15 protein-coding genes and 2 tRNA genes are annotated in these 18496 nt (G+C 71.5%); 11 read left to right on the forward strand and 6 right to left on the reverse strand.

Going from position 1 to position 18496, the window contains the following annotated elements:
• Window positions 1-53: 53 nt before the first annotated feature.
• Window positions 54-2636: an aminopeptidase N gene (pepN, locus tag ACFQLX_RS19050; RefSeq protein WP_386416798.1), complete on the reverse strand. Its 2583-nt coding sequence runs from the start codon at window positions 2634-2636 to the stop codon at window positions 54-56.
• Window positions 2637-3111: 475 nt separating this feature from the next.
• On the opposite strand from pepN, the gene ACFQLX_RS19055 reads away from it, so the two are divergent.
• From ACFQLX_RS19055 to ACFQLX_RS19065, 3 genes are all read left to right on the forward strand, one after another.
• A complete protein-coding gene (locus ACFQLX_RS19055) occupies window positions 3112-3702 on the forward strand; it encodes a biotin transporter BioY (RefSeq protein ID WP_386416799.1) in 591 nt (196 codons plus the stop codon).
• Between the two features lie 148 nt (window positions 3703-3850).
• Entirely contained in the window at window positions 3851-4342 is a 492-nt protein-coding gene (locus ACFQLX_RS19060) for a ribose-5-phosphate isomerase (protein WP_386416801.1), read from the forward strand.
• The gene (locus ACFQLX_RS19065) at window positions 4342-5157 is read left to right on the forward strand and encodes an Fpg/Nei family DNA glycosylase (protein ID WP_386416803.1); all 816 of its coding nucleotides are present in this window, start codon (window positions 4342-4344) and stop codon (window positions 5155-5157) included. The genes ACFQLX_RS19060 and ACFQLX_RS19065 overlap by 1 nt, the downstream gene beginning before the upstream one ends.
• Before the next feature lie 20 nt (window positions 5158-5177).
• Here the strand turns inward: ACFQLX_RS19065 and ACFQLX_RS19070 are convergent, their stop codons facing one another.
• On the reverse strand, window positions 5178-6407 hold the full coding sequence (locus tag ACFQLX_RS19070) for a GNAT family N-acetyltransferase (RefSeq protein WP_386416804.1): 1230 nt from the start codon (window positions 6405-6407) through the stop codon (window positions 5178-5180).
• 125 nt (window positions 6408-6532) lie between these two features.
• Between ACFQLX_RS19070 and ACFQLX_RS19075 the strand changes: the two genes are divergently transcribed.
• On the forward strand, window positions 6533-7684 hold the full coding sequence (locus tag ACFQLX_RS19075; protein WP_386416806.1) for a PP2C family protein-serine/threonine phosphatase: 1152 nt from the start codon (window positions 6533-6535) through the stop codon (window positions 7682-7684).
• Window positions 7685-7697: 13 nt separating this feature from the next.
• Window positions 7698-8333, forward strand: a complete 636-nt coding sequence (locus ACFQLX_RS19080) for a hypothetical protein (RefSeq protein WP_386416807.1) — start codon at window positions 7698-7700, stop codon at window positions 8331-8333.
• Between the two features lie 52 nt (window positions 8334-8385).
• Here ACFQLX_RS19080 and ACFQLX_RS19085 read toward each other — a convergent pair whose 3' ends face one another.
• From ACFQLX_RS19085 to ACFQLX_RS19095, 3 genes are all read right to left on the reverse strand, one after another.
• A complete protein-coding gene (locus ACFQLX_RS19085) occupies window positions 8386-8763 on the reverse strand; it encodes a hypothetical protein (RefSeq protein WP_386416808.1) in 378 nt (125 codons plus the stop codon).
• Between the two features lie 47 nt (window positions 8764-8810).
• Window positions 8811-9215, reverse strand: coding sequence for a hypothetical protein (locus tag ACFQLX_RS19090; RefSeq protein ID WP_386416810.1), 405 nt, complete (start codon window positions 9213-9215; stop codon window positions 8811-8813).
• A gap of 211 nt (window positions 9216-9426) precedes the next feature.
• A tRNA-Gly gene (locus tag ACFQLX_RS19095) sits at window positions 9427-9500 on the reverse strand.
• Window positions 9501-9630: 130 nt separating this feature from the next.
• Between ACFQLX_RS19095 and ACFQLX_RS19100 the strand changes: the two genes are divergently transcribed.
• The 5 genes from ACFQLX_RS19100 (at window position 9631) to clpX (ending at window position 14492) form a co-directional block, all read left to right on the forward strand.
• Window positions 9631-9704, forward strand: a tRNA-Pro gene (locus ACFQLX_RS19100).
• Between the two features lie 262 nt (window positions 9705-9966).
• Complete coding sequence (tig, locus tag ACFQLX_RS19105; protein ID WP_386416812.1) at window positions 9967-11385, forward strand: trigger factor; 1419 nt, start codon at window positions 9967-9969, stop codon at window positions 11383-11385.
• A gap of 235 nt (window positions 11386-11620) precedes the next feature.
• On the forward strand, window positions 11621-12235 hold the full coding sequence (locus ACFQLX_RS19110; protein WP_386416814.1) for an ATP-dependent Clp protease proteolytic subunit: 615 nt from the start codon (window positions 11621-11623) through the stop codon (window positions 12233-12235).
• Between the two features lie 60 nt (window positions 12236-12295).
• Window positions 12296-12976, forward strand: a complete 681-nt coding sequence (locus ACFQLX_RS19115) for an ATP-dependent Clp protease proteolytic subunit (RefSeq protein ID WP_386416816.1) — start codon at window positions 12296-12298, stop codon at window positions 12974-12976.
• Window positions 12977-13208: 232 nt separating this feature from the next.
• Complete coding sequence (gene clpX, locus ACFQLX_RS19120; RefSeq protein ID WP_386416817.1) at window positions 13209-14492, forward strand: ATP-dependent Clp protease ATP-binding subunit ClpX; 1284 nt, start codon at window positions 13209-13211, stop codon at window positions 14490-14492.
• Window positions 14493-14589: 97 nt separating this feature from the next.
• On the opposite strand, the gene ACFQLX_RS19125 is transcribed toward clpX, so the two are convergent.
• Entirely contained in the window at window positions 14590-15564 is a 975-nt protein-coding gene (locus tag ACFQLX_RS19125) for a hypothetical protein (RefSeq protein WP_386416818.1), read from the reverse strand.
• A gap of 148 nt (window positions 15565-15712) precedes the next feature.
• On the opposite strand from ACFQLX_RS19125, the gene ACFQLX_RS19130 reads away from it, so the two are divergent.
• A complete protein-coding gene (locus tag ACFQLX_RS19130) occupies window positions 15713-18334 on the forward strand; it encodes a valine--tRNA ligase (protein ID WP_386416820.1) in 2622 nt (873 codons plus the stop codon).
• Window positions 18335-18496 lie beyond the last annotated feature (162 nt).

Here is an 18496-nt window from a genome sequence, read left to right on the forward strand (position 1 = left end):
CTGTACCCGCCGCGCGGCGGGTACAGGGGGCCTTCGCCTGCCGGACCCTCAGCTCACCGCCGGTCGCACTCCTGCGCCCGCAGCGCCCGCGCCAGATCGTCGCGGGCCTCCAGCACCAGCCGCCGCAGCGCCGGCGCCGCCTCCCCGTGCGCCGCCAGCCAGGCGTCGGTGGCCGCCAGCGTCCCGGGCGAGTCCTGCAGCGCCGGGTACAGGCCCCGTACCACCGCCATGCCGATCTCGATCGACCGCTCGCGCCAGACCCGCTCGATCACCTCGAAGTAGCGCGCCGCGTACGGCGCCAGCAGCTCGCGCTGCCCCGCCTGGTCGAAGCCCGCGATGGTCGCCTCGACCAGCGCGTTGGACAGGGCGTCGGAGTCCACGACCGACTCCCAGGCCGCCGCCTTGACCCCCGCCTCGGGCCGCGCGGCCAGCGCGCGCACCGCGTGGCGCTCCCCGGAGGCGGTGTGGTCGCGCGCCGACTCCGCGCGGATCCGGGCCTCGTCGGCCCGCCCGCTCGCGGCCAGCGGCAGCAGGAAGGACCAGCGCAGCTCCGCCTCGACCGCCAGCCCGTCGATCACCGCGTGCCCGTCGAGGAGCTGCTCCAGCAGCTGCAGCTCGGACTCCTGGTGCGCCACTGCGGCGAAGAACCGCGCCCAGGCCAGCTGGTGGCCGCTGCCCGGCTCCGCCTGGCGCAGCTCCCGCAGCGCCGCCTCGGCCAACGCCCGCTCGGCGTCCGCGCGGTGCGCGGGGTCCAGGTAGCGGTCGACGGCCAGGCGGGCCTGCGCCTGGAGGTTCTGCAGCACGCCGATGTCGGACTCGGTGCCGGCGAAGGCGGTGACCAGCCGCAGGAAGTCGCGGGCCGGCATCAGCCCGTCCCGCGTCAGGTTCCACACCGCCGACCAGGCCAGCGCGCGGGCCAGGGGGTCGGTGAGGTCCCCGAGGTGGTCGCGCAGGGTGGCCAGCGACTGCTCGTCGAAGCGGATCTTGCAGAAGGTGAGGTCGTCGTCGTTGACCAGGACCAGGTCGGGGCGCTCGGCGCCGGCCAGCTCCGCCACGACCGTACGGGCCCCGGTGACGTCCGCCTCGGCGCGGGCGTAGCGCACCAGGGTGCCGTCCTGGGGCTCGCGCCGGTAGAGGCCCACCGCCACCCGGTGCGGGCGCAGCTGCGGGTACTCCGCCGCCGCCTCCTGCAGGACCGCCAGCTCGGTGATGCGGTCCTCGGCGTCGTAGACGACCTGCGGGGTCAGCGTGTTGACGCCGGCCGTCTGCAGCCAGGCGCGCGACCAGGCGGCCATGTCGCGGCCGGAGACCTCCTCCAGCACGGCCAGCAGGTCAGCCAGGCGGGTGTTGCCGTAGGCGTGGCGCTTGAAGTAGCGCCGGGCGCCCTCCAGGAAGGCGTTCCGGCCGACGTACGCCACCAGCTGCTTCAGGACGCCGGCGCCCTTGGCGTAGGTGATGCCGTCGAAGTTGAGCTTGGCGTCCTCCAGATCGCGGATGTCCGCCGTGATCGGGTGGGTGGTCGGCAGCTGGTCGGCCCGGTAGGCCCACGCCTTGCGCTGGTTGGCGAAGGTCGTCCACGCCTCGGTGAACTCCGTCGCCTCGGCCAGGACGAAGGAGCCCATGAAGTCGGCGAAGGACTCCTTCAGCCACAGGTCGTCCCACCACTGCATGGTGACCAGGTCGCCGAACCACATGTGCGCCATCTCGTGCAGGATGACGTTCGCCCGGCGCTCGTAGGCCGCGCGCGTCACCTTGCCCCGGTAGATGAACTCCTCGCGGAAGGTGACCAGTCCGGGGTTCTCCATCGCGCCGAGGTTGTACTCGGGCACGAACGCCTGGTCGTACTTCCCCCACGGGTAGGGGTAGTCGAAGTTGTCGTGGAAGAAGTCCAGCCCCTGCTTGGTCACGTCGAAGACCGCGTCGGCGTCGAAGTGCTTGGCCAGCGAGCGCCGGCACTGCGCGCCCAGCTCGATCTCCAGCACGGAGCCGTCCGGCAGGACGCGCGTGTAGTGGTCGGCCTCGTGGTGGTACGGGCCCGCCAGCACGGCGGTGATGTACGTGGAGATGGGCGGCGTCGGTGCGAAGCGCCGGGTGGCGGAGCCGTCGTCGTGCCGCTCGGCGGGGCCGCTCTCGGCGGAGTTGCCCAGGACGAGCCAGTCGGCGGGCGCGGTCACGGTGAAGGTGAACGGCGCCTTCAGGTCCGGCTGTTCGAAGGTGGCGAAGACCCGGCGGGCGTCGGCGGGCTCGTACTGCGTGTAGAGGTAGACCTCGCCGTCCTCCGGGTCGGTGAAGCGGTGCATGCCCTCACCGGTGCGGCTGTAGGCGCAACGGGCGTCCACCGTCAGCTCGTTGTCGGCTGCCAGGCCGTCCAGCCGGATCCGGGTGCCGTCGAAGACCTCGGCCGGGTCCAGCGCGCGCCCGTTGAGGGTCACCGCGCGCACCTCGGGGGCCAGCAGGTCCACGAAGGTCGAGGCGCCCGGCTCGGCGGCGCGGAAGCGCACGGTGCTCACCGAGCGGAAGGTCTTCTCCTCCGCCAGCGGGGCGCCGCGCAGATCCAGCTCGACGTCGTAGGAGTCCACCGACAGCAGCCGGGCCCGCTCCCGGGCTTCCTCGCGGGTCAGATTCTCACCAGGCACTTCGCCGTCTCCTTCGACATACGGACAGACGCCGAAATCATGTCACGGGGGGAGGAGGGGGCGGTGGCGAGAGAGGGGGCGGTGGCGAGGGGGAGCGGGTCGGTGGAGGGGGATCAGGCGCGGCGAAGGAATGCCGATACCCGCAAAAGCTCCAACTCCCCGTAAAGCCCCCACACCCGCCCAAGGGTAGGCCGCGGCACTGACAGCGTCCCGCGACGCCCCGCCCCCACCTCCCGCTACCTCCCACCCCGGATTGGAGGAATCCCACAGCACCCCCCACTACCCTCCCGCGTGACCTACCTCACGCGACCTGCGTGGTTGACCGCCCGCTGGGGTGGAGGGCGACAAAAGAGCACGCCGCACCTTTGTCGGACTCTGACCAAGCCGCGCCCCGACGCCGGGCGTTAGGGTCGCACCGTCCCCCCGTAGGTCCGCGCCCCGCGCCTCCGGCGCCCCCATCGAACATGGAGCACTGATGACCACCGCCGTCCTGACCCCGCGGGCCACCCGCGCCACGCTGGCCGACCTGCTGCCCGGCGCCCGCGTCCGGGACGTCGCGCTCGTCGTCGGCGGCGCCGCCCTGGTCGGCGCCGCCGCGCAGCTCTCCGTGCCGATCCCGGGCTCGCCGGTCCCCGTCACCGGGCAGACCTTCGCCGCACTGCTGGTGGGCGCCTCGCTGGGTACGGGCCGCGCCTTCGCCTCGCTGCTGCTCTACGCGCTCGCCGGGATGGCCGGGATGCCGTGGTTCGCCGGCGGCGCCTCCGGCTCCTTCGCGCTGCCGTCCTTCGGCTACGTCCTGGGCATGGCGCTCGCCGCCACCCTGGTGGGCGCCCTCGCCCGCCGCGGCGGCGACCGCGACGTGTGGCGCACCGCCGGCACGATGCTCCTGGGCAGCGCGGTCATCTACGCCGTCGGCGTCCCGTACCTCGCCCTCTCCCTGGACATGTCCGCCTCCGCCGCCGTGGCCGCGGGCCTGACGCCGTTCCTGCTCGGCGACGCGCTCAAGGCCGCGCTGGCGATGGGCGTCCTGCCCACCGCGTGGAAGCTGCTGGGCGACCGCGGCTGACACCGGGCGCGTCGGTCCGTACGAGACACCCGTACGAGACGCCCGTACGAGAGGAAGGGCCGCCCGGGTGGCGGCCCTTCGCCGTACCCGGGAAGCGGCCCGCGACCCCGGGGAGCCAGGCCCGGACCGGCATGCCACACTCGTTGCCATGCGCGTGTACCTGGGCAGCGACCATGCCGGCTACGAACTGAAGAACCGCCTCGTCGACTGGCTGAAGGCCCATGGCCACGAGCCTGTCGACTGCGGACCGCACATCTACGACGCGGCCGACGACTATCCCCCCTTCTGCCTGCGGGCGGCCGAGAAGACCGCCGCCGACCCCGACGCGCTGGGCATCGTCATCGGCGGCTCGGGCAACGGCGAGCAGATCGCCGCGAACAAGGTGCCCGGCGTGCGGGCGATCCTCGCCTGGTCGGACGAGACCGCCAGGCTGGGCCGCGAGCACAACAACGCCAACGTCCTCAGCATCGGCGCCCGGATGCACACCCCCGAGCAGGCCGAGTCGATGCTTGAGGTCTTCCTCACCACCCCCTTCACGGGCGACCCCCGCCACGTCCGCCGCATCGACATGCTGGGCGACTACGAGCGCACCCACGAACTGCCCCCCATCCCCGCGCACCACCCCCAGCAGCAGGGCTGATGCCCGAAGGGCACACCATCCACCGGCTGGCCGGCGACCTCGGCATCCGCTTCGGCGGCCGCGCACTGCGCGCGGCCAGTCCGCAGGGGCGCTTCGCCGAGGGCGCCGCGCTGGTCGACGGCAAGCGGCTGACCGGCACCGACGCCCACGGCAAGCACCTCTTCCTGGGCTTCGCGGGCGCGGGCTGGGTCCACGTCCACCTCGGGCTGTACGGCAAGGTCGCCTTCGGCGACGGACCCGCGCCCGAGCCCGTCGGCGCCGTGCGCCTGCGCCTGCACACCGGCGCCGGCTACGCGGACCTGCGCGGCCCCAGCACCTGCGAACTGCTCACGGACGCCGACAAGGACGCCCTCCACGCCCGCCTGGGCGACGACCCGCTGCGCGGCGACGACGGCGAGGCCGCCTGGGCCCGGATCTCCCGCAGCCGCACACCCCTCGCGACGCTCCTGATGGACCAGGCGACCCTCGCCGGCGTCGGCAACGTCTACCGCGCCGAGGTCCTCTTCCGCCACGGCATCGACCCCCGCCTCCCCGGCAACCGCCTCACGCACGGGCAGTGGACGGCGATCTGGGCGGACCTGGCGGCGCTGATGCGCGAGGGCGTCCGCAACAACCGCATCGACACCGTGCGCCCCGAGCATCTCCCGGAAGCGATGGGCCGCCCGCCGCGCGTGGACGACCACGGCGGCGAGGTGTACGTCTACCGCCGCGCGGGCCTGCCCTGCCACGTCTGCGGCACGGAGGTCCGCACCGAGCGACTGGCCGCCCGCAACCTCTTCTGGTGCCCGGGCTGCCAGCCGCCGGCCCCTGCCTAGAACCCGCTCGGGGCCCGCGCTCAGAACCCGTGCGAGAAGAACGGCGCCACCGCGCTCCCGAAGGCCGCCGACGCCTCCGCCAGCGCCCCCGGCCGCAGCTCGGCGACCCGCCCCGCGCCCGCCAGCGAGAGCAGCGAGGTGTCCCCGAGGTAGACCGCGCCCAACTCCTCGGCGCCCAGCGCCAGTTCGGCCGCCTCCTCCGTGCGCTTGCACGTCGCCCCCTGCGCGTCGCCGCTCAGCAGCCAACGCCCCTCGTTCCAGGGGCAGAAGGGGTCGGACACCTCCAGCACCACCCGCACCGGCAGCTGGTACGTGCGCGCCGCGAGTGCCTTGGGCACGTCCACCACGCGGACGAACAGCCCGTCCCGCAGCTGGAGTCGGCAGCGGCGCTGATCGGTGACCAGCCGCAGCAGCGCATCGTCCACCGGCAGATGGCGGGCGTGCAGGGTGGAGGTGAGGTCCATGTCGAAGAGGTAGCGCCACAGCGCCGCGTACGCCGCGGGGGAGAGCGCCTCGACGTCCCGTACGTACACGGCGCCGTCCGGCCCGCTGGGCGACCACCGGGGTGCGACGGCGTAACGGGCGTAGCCCGCCAACTCCTCGCCGTCGAAAGCCTGTACGCAGAAAAGCGCAGACGCCCCACCGCGCTCGGAGGGCTCGTCCAGGACCGGCCGGTACTCCCACCCCGGCGCCCGCTCGAACATCCCCGGCCGCCCGCGAAAGCGCGCCGCGTAGAGCCGCTCGCACTCCGCGAGCGAGGCGTGCACGTCGGCCCGTACCAGCCGGATGCGCTCGGCCCCCGCCGGCATCCGCAGCCCCACCCGCGCGGTGTCGACCTCCGCCCGCAGCGTCGAGCAGCCCACCCCGTACCCGAAGCGCGGATAGATCTGCGGCTCGGAGGCCAGCAGCACCGACAGTGCCTCACCGCGACGGCGTACGTCGTCGAGCTGGCGGCGCATCATCGCGGTCAGCACGCCCCGCCGTCGGTGCGTCGGCTCCACCCCCACGCAGGTCACCCCCGCCACGGGGACCACAGCACCGCCCGGCACCGCCATCCGGAAGGAGAACGCCCCCGCCGTACCGACGATGTGTCCGCCGTCGAAGGCGGCGATGGAGCGCTCGGGCTCGTTGACGCTGCGGTAGAAGCGCTGCTCCTCGACGCCGTCCGTCACCCCGCCGAAGGCGACCATCACCTGGCCGAACCAGGCATCCCACCCGGCGGCCTCGATCTCACGCAGTTCCATGCCCATGTCCCCATCCCTAACAGGGGTTTCACAGCCACGCGAGCGAATTTCGCATACCCTTTCGTAATTGCATACGGGTGACGGTCCGGGAGATCGACGCACGGCCGTCCGGGTGGATAGGGTCCCGGGGCATGGCAGGTGGAGTTCGGACGGGCCGGAGGAGCGCTCCGGGGCCCCGGTGGCGCAAGTCGCTGCACCGGGCGCGCGTCAGCCTGCGCCGCTCCGCCGTCGACTACTTCCGCGGCGACGGCTCCGACTGGATAGCCCTGGTCGCCCTGCTGCTCGCCGTCCCCGCCCTCGCGCTCGGGACGATCACCCAGCCGGAGTGGGTCTCCGCCTCCGCCCTCGTCCTGCCGATAGTCCTGGGCGGCCTGCTGCTGCGCCCGGCCAGCCTGCTCGCGCTGTACGCCGCCGCGGCGGCCGCGCTGATCGTGGAGACGATGGCGCTGGGCCCGTACGCGCAGGGGCCGGCCCGCGTGACACCGGGGACGGTGCTGGTGGTGGCGGCGGTGGGGCTGACCGGGCTGGTCTTCGCCCAGTTCCGCCAGCGCGTCGGCGTCCCCTGGCGGCGCGGCGGGACGATGCTCTTCGACCTGCGCGAGCGCATCCGCGTCCAGAGCAAGCTGCCCTCCCTGCCGAGCGGTTGGCACGCGGAGATGTCCCTGCGCCCGGCCGGCGGCCAGTCCTTCTCCGGCGACTTCGTGGTCGCCGCCCGCACCCACGAGGGCCAGGTCCTGGAGGTCGTCCTCACGGACGTCTCCGGCAAGGGCATGGCGGCCGGCTCGCGCGCCCTGCTCCTCTCCGGCGCCTTCGGCGGCCTGCTCGGCTCCCTCCCCCCGCAGGACTTCCTCCCGGCGGCCAACGGCTACCTGCTGCGCCAGGAGTGGGACGAGGGCTTCGCCACCTCCGTCCACCTGGTCCTGGACCTGGAGTCCGGCGACTACGAACTCCTCTCGGCCGGCCACGTCCCCGGCGTCCAACTGAGCGCGGGCACGGGCCGCTGGGAGGAGAAGACAGCCGAAGGCCCCCTCCTGGGCGTCCTGGAGGAGGCCCACTTCGACCCGGCGAAAGGCCGCCTGCGCCGCGGCGACGTCCTGATGCTCTTCACGGACGGCCTGGTCGAAGGCCCCGACCGCGACCTCTCCGACGGCATGGACCGCCTCACCGGCGAAGCGGACCGCTACGTGGCCACCAGCTTCCGAGGCGCGGCCTGGCACCTGATCGAATCAGTCGCCAAACACATCAAGGACGACCGCGCCCTCCTCCTGATCTGCCGCGACTAGGGAGACGGCGGCTATGGAGGCGACCACGGAGGCGCCGACCGGGAAGACCGCACGCCCCTGGCAGCGCCACCACCGCGGAACGGGCTCGGCCCTGCTGTGCGCGGCACTCCTCCTGGCGGCTGCCTACCCGGTGGGAGGCCACTACGCGCAGAGCACGCATCTGGTCGTCCTGCTCAGGGTCTTCGACGGCCCTGTCTCCCTGATCGAATGGGCCGCGGCAGTGGCGGCAATCGCCATGGCCGGCGCGGCGATACGCCCGCTTCCGCTCATCCTGTGCATCCCGATCCTGGCGGGAGGCATTCTCGTCCTGCTGTCGGGTCTCCTTCCCAGCCTCCTCGTCGACGACAACTGGACCGAGGTGGAAACGCTCCCTGCCCCGAACGGAGCCGACCGCCGCGCGGTGCTCTGGCACGGATCGGCCCTGATCGACCTGCTCTTCCGGGTGACGGTCATCCAGGGGGGCGGCCTCAACGCCCGGGAGTGGCAGGTCGCTTGCCTCAACGGCGACGGCGAGGCATACGCGTTGAAGAGCACCACCTGGGCCACACCCGACCGCCTGCTCCTCACGGACGCCGGCGGCCGGACGTACACAGTGGAACTCGCCCCTCGAACCGGCAGCCCCCTCAACCCCCTGCACCACGGATGCTGACCAACCCCCGCGGGTGGTACGGCGGATGCTGCCGCCGGCCCGGGAGGGACGCTCAACAGCCCTCCTCGAAGTACAGCAGCGTCATCCCGTCCTCGGAGACGAACTCGTACGGGGCGTAACCCGGCACGGAGTCCCCCGTGGGTCTTTCCTTGACCCGGTGCCAGGTCGTCTCCCGGTCGGCGGGAGGCACGTGCCGGAGCCGCCCGCCGCCCACCTCCCCCACGATCAACGCGTCTGCCCTGGCCACCAACCGCCGCGCGACCCTGGGATCCAGTGGTCCGCGGACCCTCAGCCAGCGCCGGCCCGTGTCGTCCACGAACTCCTTGCGACCGGCAGGCGACAGCACCCCCTCCACGGACGGCTCCGGGGCCGGCGGCAAAGAGGCGACAATCTCGGCGAGTGTCACGCTGCGCGGACGGTTCTTGGCCATGCACTTACTCCTCCAACCGCGAAACGCACTAGGGCGTTGAGAAAACCTCAGGGAGCCGTGTGCTCCCGGTTGACGCAGCGGTACGAGCCGTCGGCATCGCGTCCCACGCTGTCGTACGACCAGCAGTGAAGTGCCGGCGCGAGTGTCCACATCCGCAGGGCTATGAGGAGGCCGAGGCAGATGGCGGCGGCCGATCCGCCGTAGGACCGCCGGCCGGTGAGCGCCAGTCCGCCAACGGCCGACAACGCTCCGAACGCCAGTGTGCAGACGGCCAATGGCGCCATGTTCTCCCGCAGTCCGGGAGACGACTCCATCTCGGAGGTCGCCATGAAGCTCAACAGCACCGCAAGCACGGCGCAGGCGAAAAGGAAGACGGCCGTGCAGCCACGGGCCGCGCGCGGGTGCGGCCTGGGCGCGGCCTCGCCCCGCGTGACGGAGTGCTCCTCGTTCACGGCCTCGTCCCCCTCCGCGGGTGGCTTCGATCGTAACGGGCGGACGGGGCCGGGCGGGAGTCGGGGGAAGGGCCGGTTCTGCCGGATGGCGGCGGTGACCTGGCTGGGGTTCCGAACCGCGGACCGAGTCGGCGCGCAGGGTTGGAATGAAGACCGCGAACGCGTCGGGGCCGGGTCGGAGGATGATCCTCCGACCCGGCCCCGGGCCGTGTGGAGCGGGCGACGGGAATCGAACCCGCGTAGTCAGTTTGGAAGACTGGAGCTCTACCATTGAGCTACGCCCGCGTGCACCGCGTCCACGACGCGGTACCGGAGGCATCGTAGCGGGTCGCGGGGGTGATCCGCACGCCGGCGGCGGAGGGTGGCGATCCGGTACGGGGCGTGGTCGCGGCGCGGTAGTCTACTCGCGCACCTGCGGGGTGTGGCGCAGCTTGGTAGCGCGTCCGCTTTGGGAGCGGAAGGTCGTCGGTTCGAATCCGGCCACCCCGACTGCAGAGCGCGAGGTGCCTTCCGGCATCGTGGGCGTCGGCATCGTCGGCATGGTCGGCGCCGAGCGTCCACGGGCGGGAGGCGCGCCTTTCGGGGCCCCTTCCCGCTGCCGGTACTATGCATGCTGCGCTCCCCTGTGTCCGGCGCATCACACGCGGACGTGACGGGCAGCGCCTCTCGGACGAGTCGCCGCGCCGCACCCGGCCGTCGGCCAGAGCCATAGAGCCACAACCACAGCAGTCAGCCCCAAGGAGACCGAACCGTGAAGAGCGCCGTGGAGACCCTGAACCCGACTCGGGTTCGGCTCACTGTCGAGGTGCCCTTCGAGGAGCTCAAGGACAGCCTCGACGCGGCGTACAAGAAGATCAACCAGCAGATCGCGGTCCCGGGCTTCCGCAAGGGCAAGATCCCGGCGCGCGTCATCGACCAGCGGGTCGGTCGCGGCGCGGTGCTGGAGGAGGCCATCAACGACGCGCTGCCGAAGTTCTACACGGAGGCCGTCAACGAGGCCGGGGTCAACCCGCTGGGCCAGCCCGACGTCGACATCACCGACCTGAAGGACGGCGAGCTGCTGTCCTTCACCGCCGAGGTCGACGTCCGCCCCTCCCTTGAGCTCCCCGAGGACTTCTCGAACATCGCCGTCGAGGTCGACGCCGTCGAGGTGACCGACGAGGACGTCGCGCAGTCCATCGAGCAGCTCCGCGAGCGCTTCGCCTCCACCACGCCGGTGGAGCGCGCCGCCGCCGAGGGCGACGTCGTCACCGTCGACCTTGAGGCCAAGGTCGACGGCGAGGTCCTGGAGGACGGCGTCGCCGAGGGTGTCTCGTACACCATCGGCTCCGGCGAGCTGCTCGACGGCATCGACGCCGCCGTCACCGGCCTGGAGGCCGGCGGCGAGGCCGTCTTCACCTCCGAGCTCAAGGGCGGCACCGCCGCGGGCAAGGAGGCCGAGATCGGCGTCAAGGTGACCGCCGTCGCCGAGCGTACGCTGCCCGAGCTGGACGACGACTTCGCCCAGCTGGCCTCGGAGTTCGACACGCTGGACGAGCTGAAGGCCGACAGCGTCAAGCGCCTTGAGCAGATGAAGAAGTACGACCAGGCCACCGCCGCGCAGGAGAAGGTCCTCGAGGCCCTCGTCGAGATGATCGAGATCCCCGTCCCCGAGAAGCTCCTCGAGGACGAGGTCAACACCCGCAAGCACAACCTGGAGCACCACCAGCTCTCCCGGATGGGCCTGGACATCGAGGGCTACCTCAAGGTGCAGGAGAAGACCGCCGAGGAGTTCGACGCGGAGCTGCGCGAGCAGGCCGTCAAGGGCATCAAGACGCAGTTCGTCCTGGACGAGCTGGTCGCCCGCGAGAAGGTCAACGTCGGCCAGGACGAGCTGACGGAGCACCTGCTGCGCCGCGCGGCCTCCTCCGGCATGTCGCCCGACCAGTTCGCGCAGGCGGTCGTCGAGGGCGGCCAGGTGCCGGTGCTCGTGGGCGAGGTCGCCCGCGGCAAGGCGCTGGCGCTGGTCGTGGAGTCGGCGACGGTCAAGGACAGCAACGGCGAGGTCGTGGACCTCGACGAACTCGACGGCGAGGACGAGACGGAGACCGTCGAGGCCTCGGCGGCCGACGCCACCGAAGCGGCCGGCACCGACGCGGCCGACACGGACGGGGACGCCGGCAAGGCGTGATCGTCTGACGCAGGTGTACGGGGCTTCGGCGCGCGGTGTGCGCGCCGGGGCCCCGTTGCCGTGTCCGGGGACGCGTATCGGCGCCGAACGGCCCCGCGCTCCCGTGCCCTGCGCTCACAGCGAACAGTTCCGGAACCGGGATGGCACCCGCCAGGCCGCGCGTTAGGGTCCATAGCAAGTTGAGAAGACATGAGACGGCCAGGAAGTGGCCGTCGGACTAGCGAGCAGGTGGAACGTGACGAACCCGATGCTTTCCGGTGCGGGCGAGCCGGCCTTCGGCGGCCTCGGCGACCAGGTCTACAACCGGCTGCTCAACGAGCGGATCATCTTCCTCGGCCAGCCGGTCGACGACGACATCGCCAACAAGATCACCGCGCAGCTCCTGCTCCTGGCCGCCGACCCGGACAAGGACATCAACCTCTACATCAACAGCCCGGGCGGCTCCGTCACGGCCGGCATGGCGATCTACGACACGATGCAGTTCATCAAGAACGACGTCGTCACCATCGCCATGGGCCTGGCGGCCTCCATGGGCCAGTTCCTGCTCAGCGCCGGCGCCCCGGGCAAGCGCTTCGCGCTGCCGAACGCCGAGATCCTGATCCACCAGCCGTCGGCCGGCCTGGCGGGCTCCGCCTCGGACATCAAGATCCACGCCGAGCAGCTGATCCGTACGAAGAAGCGCCTGGGCGAGCTCTCCGCGCAGCACACGGGCCAGAGCCTGGAGCAGTGGACGCGTGACGCCGACCGCGACCGCTGGTTCAGCGCCCAGGAGGCCAAGGACTACGGCCTCATCGACGAGGTCATCGGCTCCGCCACGGACATCCCGGGCGGCGGCGGCACGGGCGCCTGAGTCGCCCCGTCGGGCCTCAGCCCCCGTATTCGTAACAGCTCTCACGGACGGATCCGAACCATGCAGAACTTCCCCGGCGGCCTGTTCGACCGCTACCAGGCGGACGGTCGCGGCGCCCTCGCCGCCGAGTCCCGTTACATGATCCCGCGCTTCATCGAGCGCACCTCCCAGGGTGTCCGCGAGTACGACCCGTACGCCAAGCTCTTCGAGGAGCGGGTGATCTTCCTCGGCGCGCCCATCGACGACACCTCCGCCAACGACGTCATGGCGCAGCTGCTGTGCCTGGAGTCGATGGACCCCGACCGCGACATCTCGGTCTACATCAACAGCCCCGGCGGCGACTTCACCGCGCTGACCGCGATCTACGACACGATGCAGTTCGTCAAGCCCGACATCCAGACGGTCTGCATGGGCCAGGCGGCCTCCGCCGCCGCGGTGCTGCTGGCGGCGGGCACGCCGGGCAAGCGCATGGCGCTGCCGAACGCCCGCATCCTGATCCACCAGCCGCAGGGTCAGACCGGCCGCGGCCAGGTCTCGGACCTGGAGATCGCCGCGAACGAGATCCTGCGCATGCGCGCGCTGCTGGAGGAGATGCTGGCCAAGCACTCCACCCACCCGATCGAGAAGATCCGCGACGACATCGAGCGCGACAAGATCCTCACGGCCGAGGAGGCGCTGGCGTACGGGCTGATCGACCAGATCGTCTCGACCCGCAAGACCTCCGTCCCGATGGGCGGCTGACCCGCGGTTCGCGGTCCGATCAGCGGTTCGGTCCGCAGCTCGGTTCGAAGCTCGGTTCGAAGCCGGGGCCCATACCACAACGGCCCTCCTGTGACCCTCACGACCAAGTGAGTTCGTTCCAAGGGGGGCCGTTCGGGGCTTCCGGCAAGGTACCTTCGATAGGCAACCCAGGTTCCGTCGTAGCGAACCTCAAAGATCCCAGACGGAACGCACGGCGAAGGGGAAACACCTCGTGGCACGCATCGGTGACGGCGGCGACCTGCTGAAGTGCTCGTTCTGCGGAAAGAGCCAGAAGCAGGTGAAGAAGCTCATCGCAGGTCCCGGCGTGTACATCTGCGACGAGTGCATCGACCTCTGCAACGAGATCATCGAGGAGGAGCTGGCCGAGTCCTCCGAGGTGAGCTGGGAGGAGCTCCCCAAGCCGCGCGAGATCTACGAGTTCCTGGAGGGCTACGTCGTCGGCCAGGAGGCCGCGAAGAAGGCCCTCTCGGTCGCCGTCTACAACCACTACAAGCGGGTGCAGGCGGGGGAGACCGCCGGCCGCGAGGACGGCATCGAGCTGGCCAAGTCCAACATCCTGCTCCTGGGCCCGACGGGCTCGGGCAAGACGCTGCTGGCCCAGACCCTCGCGCGGATGCTAAACGTCCCCTTCGCCATCGCGGACGCCACCGCGCTGACCGAGGCCGGCTATGTCGGCGAGGACGTCGAGAACATCCTGCTCAAGCTGATCCAGGCCGCCGACTACGACGTCAAGAAGGCCGAGACCGGCATCATCTACATCGACGAGATCGACAAGGTCGCCCGCAAGAGCGAGAACCCGTCGATCACGCGCGACGTCAGCGGCGAGGGCGTCCAGCAGGCCCTGCTGAAGATCCTGGAGGGGACCACCGCCTCGGTGCCGCCGCAGGGCGGGCGCAAGCACCCGCACCAGGAGTTCATCCAGATCGACACGACGAACGTGCTGTTCATCGTGGGCGGCGCCTTCGCCGGGCTGGAGCGGATCGTCGAGTCGCGGGCCGGCGCCAAGGGCATCGGCTTCGGGGGGACGATCCGCTCCAAGCGCGAGATCGACTCCTCCGACCACTTCCGCGAGGTCATGCCGGAGGACCTGGTGAAGTTCGGGATGATCCCGGAGTTCATCGGCCGCCTCCCGGTCATCACCTCCGTGCACAACCTCGACCGCGACGCCCTGCTGCAGATCCTGGTCGAGCCGCGCAACGCACTGGTCAAGCAGTACCAGCGGCTCTTCGAACTCGACGGTGTGGAGCTGGAGTTCGACCTCCCCGCGCTGGAGGCCATCGCCGACCAGGCGATCCTGCGCGGCACGGGCGCGCGGGGCCTGCGCGCGATCATGGAGGAGGTGCTGATGTCGGTGATGTACGAGGTGCCGTCCCGCAAGGACGTGGCGCGCGTGCTCATCACGGCCGACGTCGTCCACTCCAACGTCAACCCCACCCTGGTGCCGCGCTCGCGCGTCGGCGAGCAGCAGGGCGCGCGGCACGAGAAGAGCGCGTAGCCCGCGGCCGTACGGACGACGAGGGGGCCGCCCGGTGTGATCCGGGCGGCCCTTCCCGTTGCCGTACGGACGCGGCCGGCCTCCCGTACGGACGCGGTCAGCCCGCGACCGCCTGCTCCTGGCGCGCCTCGGAGCGCACCCGCGCGGTGAGGTCCGCCGCCTCGCTCAGCTCCATGGTGCGGCCGTTGAAGAGGGCGGCCGGATCGCTGACGGCGGTGTAGCCGACGGTGCTGGCGTCACCCCACACGCAGCTGGGGAACTCGAAGCTCAGCTCCTTGCCGCTGTCGCTGGTCTTGGTGAAGCGCACGCTGACGCACTTCAGCACCGCCCCCTCCTCCAGCCCGGCCGGCCGGAAGGACTGCGGGGCGCCGACCGGCTCCGCCTTCGCGCCGTCGGAGGACTCGCCCGCGGAGTCGGCGGTGAGCTTCTCGAAGGCGCCGTCCACCGCGCGCCCCGGGTCCGTCACCGTGCCGTAGACACCGGAGAACTGCAGCTGCCTGGGGGCGGCCTTCGTGCCGTCCTTGTAGTGGGCGCCCACCGTGCCGTCGGCGCTCACACCCAGCTCCTCCAGATGCTCGACCTCGCTCGTACCCAGCGACTTGCCGCCGGACTTGGAGGTGTCCTGCGTCCAGTCGCCCGCGAGCGTGGCGGGGGTGGTGAGCCGGTACTTCACGGGCTTCGCCGTCGGCTCCTCGCCGCCGCCCGCCGAGGTGCGCTTGCCGTCCCCGCCGCCCTCCTCGCCACCGGAGCCGATGAGGTAGGCCGCGCCGCCGACGATCACCACCAGCGTCACGGCCGCGGCGATGACGGCGGCGGCGGTCCGCCCGCCCCTCCCCGGCGGCTGCGGCGGGGCGGGGAAGCCGGGGTGCCCGTAGGGCTGCTGCCCGTATCCGGGCTGCGGCGGCTGCCCGTACGGGCCGGGCTGCTGTCCCGGGGGCGGGTAACCCCCCTGCGGCGGCTGCCCGTACGGACTGGGTGCCCCCTGCGCGCCGTACGGTCCGGGCGGCGAGCCGTACGGCCCCTGCTGCCCGGCGCCCCCGTACGGTCCCGGCGGTGGCTGGTTGTAGCTCATCTCGGTCCCCTCCTGCGACTGCCTGTGCGCCCATCCTGTCTGATCACCACGACAGTGGGCCGGGGGTGCGACCACAACGGTGTCCGATCCGTTACGCAGAGGTTTAACCGGTTCACGGGCGGGGCAGCGGGGCCCGTACACTGTGCCCGTGAGTGACCACACGCAGCCGCAGCCCGAGTCCGCAGCAGAGCTCCCCACGCAGTACACGCCCTCCGAGGTAGAGGGTCCCCTGTACGAACGCTGGGTGGAGCGTGGTTACTTCGACGCCGACGCGAGCAGCGGCAAGGAGCCCTACACCGTCGTCATCCCCCCGCCCAACGTCACCGGCAGCCTCCACCTCGGCCACGCCTTCGAGCACACGCTGATCGACGCCCTCACCCGCCGCAAGCGGATGCAGGGCTACGAGGTCCTCTGGCAGCCCGGCATGGACCACGCCGGCATCGCGACGCAGAACGTCGTCGAACGCGAGCTGGGCAAGGAGGGCAAGTCCCGCCACGACCTGGGCCGCGAGGCGTTCGTCGAGCGCGTCTGGCAGTGGAAGGGCGAGTCCGGCGGCCAGATCTCCGGCCAGATGCGCCGCCTGGGCGACGGCGTCGCCTGGGACCGCGAGCGCTTCACCATGGACGAGGGCCTCTCCGAGGCCGTCCAGACGATCTTCAAGCGGCTCTACGACGACGAGCTGATCTACCGCGCCGAGCGCATCATCAACTGGTGCCCGCGCTGCCTCACCGCGATCTCCGACATCGAGGTGGAGTACCAGGACGACGACGGCGAGCTGGTCTCCATCCGCTACGGCGAGGGCGACGCCTCCATCGTGGTGGCCACCACCCGCGCCGAGACGATGCTCGGCGACACCGCCGTCGCCGTCCACCCCGAGGACGAGCGCTACGCCCACCTCGTCGGCACCGAGATCGAACTCCCGCTCACCGGACGGCGCATCCCCGTCGTCGCGGACGAGCATGTCGACCCCGCCTTCGGCACCGGCGCCGTCAAGGTCACCCCCGCCCACGACCCCAACGACTTCGAGATCGGCCGCCGCCACGACCTGCCGATGCCCACCGTCATGGACGAGCACGCGGTGATCACCGTCCCCGGCCCCTTCCAGGGCCAGGACCGACTGGAGGCCCGCTCGGCCATCGTCGCCGCGCTGCGCGCCGAGGGCCGCATCGTCGCCGAGAAGCGCCCGTACACCCACTCCGTCGGCCACTGCTCGCGCTGCAAGACGACCATCGAGCCGCGGCTGTCGATGCAGTGGTGGGTCAAGGTCGGCCCGCTGGCCAAGGCCGCCGGCGACGCGGTGCGCGACGGCCGGGTGGCGATCCACCCGCAGGAGATGGAGAAGCGCTACTTCGACTGGGTCGACAACCTCCACGACTGGTGCATCTCGCGCCAGCTCTGGTGGGGCCACCGCATCCCGGTCTGGTACGGCCCCAACGGCGAGGTCGTCTGCGTCGGCCCCGACGAGGAGCCGCCCGGCACCGAGGCCGAGGGCTGGAAGCAGGACACGGACGTCCTGGACACCTGGTTCTCCTCCGGCCTGTGGCCCTTCTCCACGCTGGGCTGGCCCGAACGCACCGACAGCCTCGCGAAGTTCTACCCGAACTCCGTGCTGGTCACCGGCTACGACATCCTCTTCTTCTGGGTCGCCCGGATGATGATGTTCGGCCTGTACGCGATGGACGGCCAGATCCCGTTCGAGAAGATCGTGCTGCACGGCATGGTCCGCGACGAGCGCGGCAAGAAGATGTCGAAGTCCTTCGGCAACGCGGTCAACCCGCTCGACTGGATGGACGCCTACGGCTCCGACGCCCTGCGCTTCACCCTCGCCTCCGGTGCCAACCCCGGCGTGGACGTGCCGATCGGCGAGGACTGGGTCAAGGCCTCGCGCAACTTCGCCAACAAGGTCTGGAACGCCACCCGTTTCGCCCTGATGAGCGAGGCCACGGTGGAGGGCCCGTTGCCCGACGCCGCCGAGCTGTCGGCCGCCGACCGCTGGATCCTCTCCCGGCTCAACACGGTCGTGGCCGACGTGGACGCGCTCTACGAGGACTTCCAGTTCGCCAAACTCTCCGACCTGCTCTACCACTTCGCCTGGGACGAGGTCTTCGACTGGTACCTGGAGCTGTCCAAGACCGCCCTGGCCGGTGAGGGCGCCCCCGCCACCCGCCGCGTCCTGGGCGAGGTCCTGGACGTGACGTTGCGGCTGCTGCACCCCGTGATGCCGTTCGTCACCGAGCAGTTGTGGACGACGCTCACCGGCGGCGAGTCCATCGTCATCACCGACTGGCCGACCGACTCCGGCTTCCGCGACGCGGCGGCCGAGGCCGAGATCGCCCAGGTCCAGCAGGTCGTCACCGAGGTCCGCCGCTTCCGCAAGGACCAGGGCCTCAAGGACGGCCAGCGCGTCCCCGCCCGCCTGGAGCTCTCCGGTACGGGCCTCGCGGCCCACGAGGGCGCGATCCGCCAACTGCTGCGCCTGCAGCCCGAGGGCGAGGGCTTCGCCGCCACGGCCTCCCTCCCGGTGGCCGGCGCGACGGTCGCCCTCGACCTCTCCGGCGCGATCGACTTCGCCGCGGAGCGCAAGCGGCTGGAGAAGGACCTGGCGGCGGCACACAAGGACAAGCAGCAGGCGGAGGCCAAGCTCGGGAACAGCGACTTCCTGGCGAAGGCTCCTGACCAGGTAGTGGAGAAGATCCGCGCCCGACTGGCGATGGCGGATGAGGGGATCGCACGGATCGGGAGCCAGCTGGCGGCATTGCCCGTAAGCTGATCTCACCCCACGTCGGCTCCGCTGATGCGGAGATGATCCCGCGCCAGATCCTGTGGGACGCGCGGGCGCCTGACCCAGGCCCGCTGTACGAAGCCCCGGCCCCTCGCCCAAAGAGGGGGCCGGGGCTTCGGCGTACGCCCGTACGCCGCACGGCCCCTGCCG

Origin of the sequence: Streptomyces polyrhachis (assembly GCF_042663125.1) — a bacterium.
In the GTDB taxonomy this organism is placed as follows: Bacteria; Actinomycetota; Actinomycetes; order Streptomycetales; family Streptomycetaceae; genus Streptomyces; species Streptomyces polyrhachii.